Annotated in this window: 5 protein-coding genes; 4 read left to right on the forward strand and 1 reads right to left on the reverse strand. The window is 74.1% G+C overall.

The window, feature by feature from the left end:
• The first annotated feature begins 193 nt into the window (after positions 1 to 193).
• From elbB to PSR1_RS20775, 3 genes are all read left to right on the forward strand, one after another.
• Positions 194 to 859 (forward strand): isoprenoid biosynthesis glyoxalase ElbB, encoded by a 666-nt coding sequence (gene elbB / locus PSR1_RS20765; RefSeq protein WP_059439291.1) that lies wholly within the window; start codon positions 194 to 196, stop codon positions 857 to 859.
• A gap of 166 nt (positions 860 to 1,025) precedes the next feature.
• Positions 1,026 to 1,313, forward strand: coding sequence for a cytochrome c3 family protein (locus PSR1_RS20770; RefSeq protein ID WP_011420752.1), 288 nt, complete (start codon positions 1,026 to 1,028; stop codon positions 1,311 to 1,313).
• Between the two features lie 220 nt (positions 1,314 to 1,533).
• Entirely contained in the window at positions 1,534 to 1,812 is a 279-nt protein-coding gene (locus tag PSR1_RS20775; RefSeq protein WP_059439292.1) for a cytochrome c3 family protein, read from the forward strand.
• A 71-nt stretch (positions 1,813 to 1,883) separates the two neighbouring features.
• On the opposite strand, the gene mutS is transcribed toward PSR1_RS20775, so the two are convergent.
• Positions 1,884 to 4,532, reverse strand: coding sequence for a DNA mismatch repair protein MutS (gene mutS, locus PSR1_RS20780; protein WP_059439293.1), 2,649 nt, complete (start codon positions 4,530 to 4,532; stop codon positions 1,884 to 1,886).
• 82 nt (positions 4,533 to 4,614) lie between these two features.
• On the opposite strand from mutS, the gene PSR1_RS20785 reads away from it, so the two are divergent.
• Entirely contained in the window at positions 4,615 to 6,288 is a 1,674-nt protein-coding gene (locus PSR1_RS20785; protein WP_059439294.1) for an AarF/ABC1/UbiB kinase family protein, read from the forward strand.
• The last annotated feature ends 174 nt before the right edge of the window (positions 6,289 to 6,462 follow it).

The following is a 6,462-nucleotide window of genomic DNA, read 5'->3' on the forward strand; positions in this document are numbered from 1 at the left end:
ATCAGCACGGCGAGCAGGACGGCGGCGCGGCGCATGGGAGGGCGAATGTCCCCCCGCTCGATATCTCCGTCCAATTTCCGTCCGCGGCGCCGGGGTCCCATGCCCCCGGGGCTTCCCCCGCCCGGCCCGGGACGCTGCCCGGGCGCGCGCGGCGGCGGTATCCTGGCGCGTCGACATTCCGGGGAGGCCTCCGATGGCGAGCCAGAAGCGCGTGGGCGTCGTCCTGTCCGGCTGCGGGTTCCTGGACGGCGCCGAGATCCACGAGGCGGTGTGCACCCTGCTCTCGCTCGACCGCCGCGGCGCGAAGCTGATCGCGACCGCGCCCGACGTCGAGCAGCTGCACGTCGTCGATCACGTGAAGGGGGCGCCGGCCGAGGGCGAGCGGCGCCGCGTCCTGGCGGAGGCGGCCCGCATCGTGCGCGGGCAGATCACGCCGCTCTCCGCCGTCTCCGGGCGCGACCTCGACGCGCTGGTGTTCCCGGGCGGCTTCGGCGCGGCCAAGAACCTCTGCACCTTCGCGGTCGAGGGCCGGGCCATGCGCGTCCTGCCCGAGGTCGAGCGGATCGTGCGCGAGGTGCGCGGCGCCGGCCGGCCGATGGGGTTCATCTGCATCGCCCCGGTGATCGCGGCGCGGATCCTCGGACCCGAGGGGGTCAAGCTCACCATCGGGAACGACCGCGACACCGCCGCCGCGATCGAGTCCTGGGGCGCGCGCCACGTGGACTGCAAGGTGGAGGACGCGGTGGTGGACGAGCGGCTGAAGGTCGCGAGCACGCCCGCCTACATGCTCGGCCCCTGGATCGCGCCGGTCGCGACCGGGATCGACAAGCTGGTCTCGGCGGTGCTGGAGATGGCCTGACGGTCCCCTGCCGGCGGGAGGAAAGGCCCTGAATTGATGCACGTCAACCGGGGACGCCGGTCAGGGCCCCCGTGCGACAATTCTTCCGACCCCCCCTGAATATCGAGTAATGTCGCGCGTCCGATAGCCGGGCGGGCTGGTCCGCCCCGATTCCGAGGAGCCCCACGTGACCAAGTACCTCGCTGCGCTGTTCGCCGCACTGACCGTCGCCGTCGTCGCCGTCGCCGCCGAGCCGCCCGCCACCCTCACCCTCCAGGCCAAGCCGGGCAACGTGACGTTCCCGCACAAGGCGCACGCCGACAAGCTCGGCAAGTGCGAGACCTGCCACGCCACCGCGGCCGGCGGGAAGATCGAGGGCTTCGGCAAGGACAAGGCGCACGGCCTCTGCATCGAGTGCCACAAGAAGGAGGCCAAGGGCCCGACGAAGTGCGCGGAGTGCCACAAGAAGGCGTAGCCGCACCGCTTCGCCGCCGCACCGAGGGGCCGCCGCGCGCGGCCCCTCTTCATTTGCGCTGCTTTGACCAATGGTGCGGGCCGGTGTGTTCAATCCGCGCCTGCGCCCGCGCGCGCATGCGCGCACTTGCCGCAGGTGCCCGGGAGAATGCGCGGGCTAGAGTGCCCGTCCAATTCGCGACGGGAATGGACCCGTCCGCTCTCACCAGGGGTACATCCCAATGAAGCTCCTCGCTTCGATCGTGGCCGCCTTCCTGCTCACCGGCTCCGCCATGGCGGCCGCGCCCGCCGCGCCGACCGTGCTCAAGGCGAAGAACGGCGACGTGACCTTCAACCACAAGACCCACGCGGCGGTGAAGTGCGAGGCCTGCCACGCGACCGCCGCCGGCGGCAAGATCGAGGGGTTCGGCAAGGAGAAGGCGCACGCGACCTGCATCGAGTGCCACAAGAAGGAAGCGAAGGGCCCGGCGAAGTGCGCCGAGTGCCACAAGAAGGCGTAGCGACTCCGTCGGCCGGCCGAGCCCGGCCGCGACCGCAGCGCGAGGGGGCCGGGCGACCGGCCCCCTTCCTTTCACTCCAGCGACTTCTTCCAGCCCGCCAGCAGGTTGAGCGCGTCGAGCGGGCGGAGCGCGTCGAGGTCGAGGGCGCGGATCGCCTTCGCGACCTCGTCCGCCGCAGGATCCGCCGGGGCGCCGCCGCCGAACAGGCCGAGCTGCGCGACGGGCGGCCCGGCGCGGCGCCGACGGCCGCGGGCCAGCGCGGGGTGGCCGCCCTCGTCCACCTCCATCGCCTCCAGGTTCTTCAGGATCTCCCGGGCCCGCGCCAGCACCTCGGCCGGCAGGCCCGCCAGCTTCGCGACCTCGATGCCGTAGCTGCGCGACGCCCCGCCCTGCACCAGCTTGCGCAGGAACACCACCCGGTCGCCCACCTCGCGCACCGCGACGGTGAGGTTGCGCACCGCCGGGCGCTCGCGCGCGAGGTCCTGCAGCTCGTGGTAGTGCGTGGCGAACAGCGTGCGGCAGCCGGTCTCGTCGTGGAGGTGCTCCGCGACCGCCCAGGCGATGGACACGCCGTCGAAGGTGGAGGTGCCGCGGCCGATCTCGTCGAGCACCACCAGCGAGCGGCGGGTGGCGTTGTGGAGGATGGCCGCGGTCTCGGTCATCTCCACCATGAAGGTGGAGCGGCCGCGCGCCAGGTCGTCGGAGGCGCCCACCCGCGTGAAGATCCGGTCCACCAGCCCGATGCGCGCGCGCCGGGCCGGCACGAACGCGCCAATCTGCGCGAGCAGCACCACCAGCGCCGCCTGGCGCATCACCGTGCTCTTGCCGGCCATGTTCGGCCCGGTGATGACCAGCAGCGCGCCGTGCTCGGCGCACTCCGGCGCGCCGCGCGACGCCACCAGCACGTCGTTCGGGACGTACGCGGCCGGACCGTCCGGGAGCACCGCCTCGACCACCGGGTGGCGCCCATCCACGATCTCGAGCGCCTCGGACGCGTCCACCTCCGGCCGGACGTAGCCGCGCTCCGCCGCGACGCGCGCCAGCGAGAGCAGCGCGTCGGCGGTGGCCACCGCGTCCGCGGCGGTGCGCACCCGGGGCGCCTCGGCGGCGACCGCCTGGCGCAGCGCCTCGAACAGCCGCTCCTCCAGCGCCGCCCGCCGCTCCTCGGCGGTGAGGACCTTCTCCTCGAAGCCCTTCAGCTCGGGGGTGACGAAGCGCTCGCCGCCGACCGTGGTCTGCCGCCGCTCCCAGTCCTTCGGGACGAGGTGCAGGTTGGGCTTGGTGACCTCGAGGTAGTAGCCGAAGACCTTGTTGAAGCGGACCTTGAGCGAGCCGATCCCGGTGCGCTCGCGCTCCTTCGCCTCCAGGCCGGCGATCCACCCCTTGCCGTCCTCGGCGATGGCGACGATCTCGTCCAGCTCGGCGGAGTGGCCGCGGCGGATGATCCCGCCCTCGCGCAGCGTGGCCGGCGGCTCCTCCGCGACCGCCGCGTCGAGGTGCGCCGCGAGCGCCTCCAGGCCGCGCAGCCGCCCGCCCGCCTCGCGCAGCAGCGCGGCGCCGCGCGCCTCGAGCACGTCCGCCAGCGCCGGCAGCGCCAGGAGCGCGCCGGCCAGCGCCCGCAGGTCCCGCGCGTTCCCCTGCCCCAGCACGAGCCGCGAGAGCAGCCGCTCGAGGTCGGCGACCGGCCGGAGCGCCCCGGCCAGCTCCTCGCGCGCCACCGAGGCGCCGGAGAGCTCCTCCACCGCGTCGAGCCGCGCGCCGATCCGCGCGAGATCGGTGAGCGGGTAGCGGAGCCACTCCGCCAGGCGCCGGCCGCCGGGCGCGGTCACGGTGCGATCGAGGAGCGCGAGCAGCGTCCCCTTCTTGCGGCCGCCGGAGAGCGTCCGCTCCAGCTCGAGGTTGGTGCGGGTGGCCTCGTCGAGCAGGAGGACGTCGTCGGTGGAGAGCCGCGAGATGCGGTCCACGTGGCGCGGCGCCGCGCGCTGCGTGTCGGCGAGGTAGGCGAGCGCGGCCGCGGCCGCGGAGAGGCCCAGCGGCAGCCCGGAGACGCCGAAGCCGTCCAGGCTGGGCACGCCCAGGTGCCTGCGCAGCCGCTCCTCGGCGCGCTCGAACTCGGCCGCGCCGCGGCGGGCCGCCGGCGCGCCCACCGCGCGCGCGATCGCCTCCGTGCGCGCGCCGTCGGCCGCGTCCGAGAACACCAGCTCGCGCACGCCGGCGCGCCGCAGCTCGTCCACCAGCCGCTCGTCGCCGTCCACCTCGCCGCACTGCAGCTGCCCGGTGGACGCGTCCAGCAGCGCCAGCCCGGCGCGCCCGCCCTCCAGCGCCACCGCCCCCAGCCAGCTCGCCTCGCGCGGATCGAGCACCTGGTCGTCGAGGACCATGCCCGGCGTGACCACGCGGGTGACCTCGCGCTTCACCAGCTGCGACTTGCCCGGCTCCTCCACCTGGTCGCAGATCGCGACCTTGAACCCCTTCTCCAGCAGGCGCGCCACGTAGCCCCGCGCCGCGTGGTACGGCACGCCGCACATCGGGACCTTGTCGTCGCCCTTGGAGCGCGCGGTCAGCGTGATCTGCAGCGCCTCGGACGCGGTGAGCGCGTCCTCGAAGAACATCTCGTAGAAGTCCCCGAGGCGGAAGAACAGGATGGCGTCGGGGTACCTCGCCTTGGTCTCGAGGTACTGCCGCATCATCGGCGTGTGCGCCTGGGCGATCTCCGGCATGGGCGATGGGTTCTACCGCATGCCGGGGCCGCCGTGCACGGGCCGTGGCCACCCCCCGACCCCGGTGTTACAGTCGCGGCCCATGCTCGGGCGGGCGTTCCAGGATCTCAACCGGCTGCGCCAGATCTCGGCCGCCATGGCCCGCCACGGCTTCGGCGCCTACCTCGAGCGGATGCGCCTGCGCGACGTGCTGGGGCGCGACGCGCCGCCGCCGGGCGAGCCGCTCCCCGCCCCGGATCGCACCACCGCCGCCCGCTTCCGCACCATGCTGGGCGAGCTCGGGCCCACGTTCATCAAGCTCGGGCAGCTCCTCTCCTCCCGCCCCGACGTGCTGCCGTCGCACTGGGTGGACGAGCTGGAGAAGCTGCAGGACGCCTGCCCGCCGGTGGGCGTCGCCGAGATCCGCGAGGAGATCGAGCGCGGCCTGGGCCGGCCGGTGGAGACGCTGTTCGCGGAGCTCGACCCGGCGCCGCTCGCCAGCGCGTCGATCGCGCAGGTGCACCGCGCCACCACGCACGAGGGCGTGCGGGTGGTGGTGAAGGTGCAGCGCCCCCGCATCCGCGAGCAGATCGAGTCGGACCTGGCGCTGCTCCACGACCTCGCCGGCCTGCTCGAGGCGGTGATCGAGGAGACCGGCATCTACACGCCCACCGGCGTGATGGAGGAGTTCGACCGGACCATCCACGAGGAGCTGGACTTCTCGAACGAGGCCCGCAACGCCACCGCCATGTACGAGGCGTCCGCCGGCCGCGACTTCCTCGTGATCCCGCGCGTGCACCGGGCGCTGTCCTGCGACACGGTGATCACGCTCGACTACGTGGACGGCGTGAAGGTCTCCGACGTCACCGCCGAGGCCGGCTTCGACCTCGAGCGGGTGGCGCGCAACGTCATCGAGGCGTCGTTCCGGCAGCTGTTCGAGGACGGCCTCTTCCACGGCGACCCGCACCCGGGGAACATCCTGGTGCTGCCGGGCGACCGCATCGCCCTGCTCGACTTCGGCCTGGTGGGCCGGCTGTCGCGCGTGCAGCAGGAGGCGCTCGTCACGCTCATCGTGGCGGTGGCGCTGCGCGACCCGGAGACCGTGGCGCGGGTGCTGAACCGGATCGGCGTGCCGGACGCGCGCGCGCCCATCACCGAGTTCCGCGAGGACATCCGCGCCATCCTCGACCGCTACCTCGGGCTGCGGCTGGACGAGATCCGCAGCGCCACGCTGCTGCGCGACCTCCTCGACCTCGCCATCCGCCACCGCATCCGCATCCCCAAGGAGTACGCGGTGCTGGCGAAGGCCTCGATCACCATCGAGGGCATCATCCGCCGGCTCTACCCGAAGCTCGACATCCTCGAGGTCGGGCTGCCCTACGCGAAGGAGCTGCTGCTCTCGCGCTTCAACCCGTCCGACGCCTCCGGCCTGCTGATGCGCTCGCTGCTGAAGCTGCAGGGGCTGGCCGAGGACGTGCCGACCCAGCTCTCGCAGATCCTGGTGGACCTCGAGGGCGGCAAGTTCCGCGTGAACGTCGCCTCCGACGCCATCGACCGCATCGGCGGCCACGTGCGGGCGCTCGGGGTGCTCGTGTTCCTCGGCCTGCTCGCGGCCGGCCTCACCGTGGGCGGGCTGGTGGTGCTGGCGGGCGGCGAGGGCCTGCTGGGCGGGCTCGCGCTGGGCGCGGCGGCGCTGCTGTGCGCGTTCGCGGCGGCGTACCACCTCGCTACGCTGCGCATGCGCAAGATCTCGCTGCGCCGCTGGCTGAAGCGCTGAGCCGGCCGGCCCCGCTCAGCCGCGCTCCTCCGCGCACGCGAGCGCGGCGACCGTCCCCAGCCAGGCGAGGTCCACCGCCGCCGAGACGCCGGTCGCCGCCACGGCCAGCATCAGCGTCGCGCCGGCCACCGCCAGGCCCGGGCCCGCGGCGGCGGCCCCGGGCAGCGCGCCCCC

It is taken from the genome of Anaeromyxobacter sp. PSR-1 (assembly GCF_000964525.1).
GTDB lineage: Bacteria > Myxococcota > Myxococcia > Myxococcales > Anaeromyxobacteraceae > Anaeromyxobacter.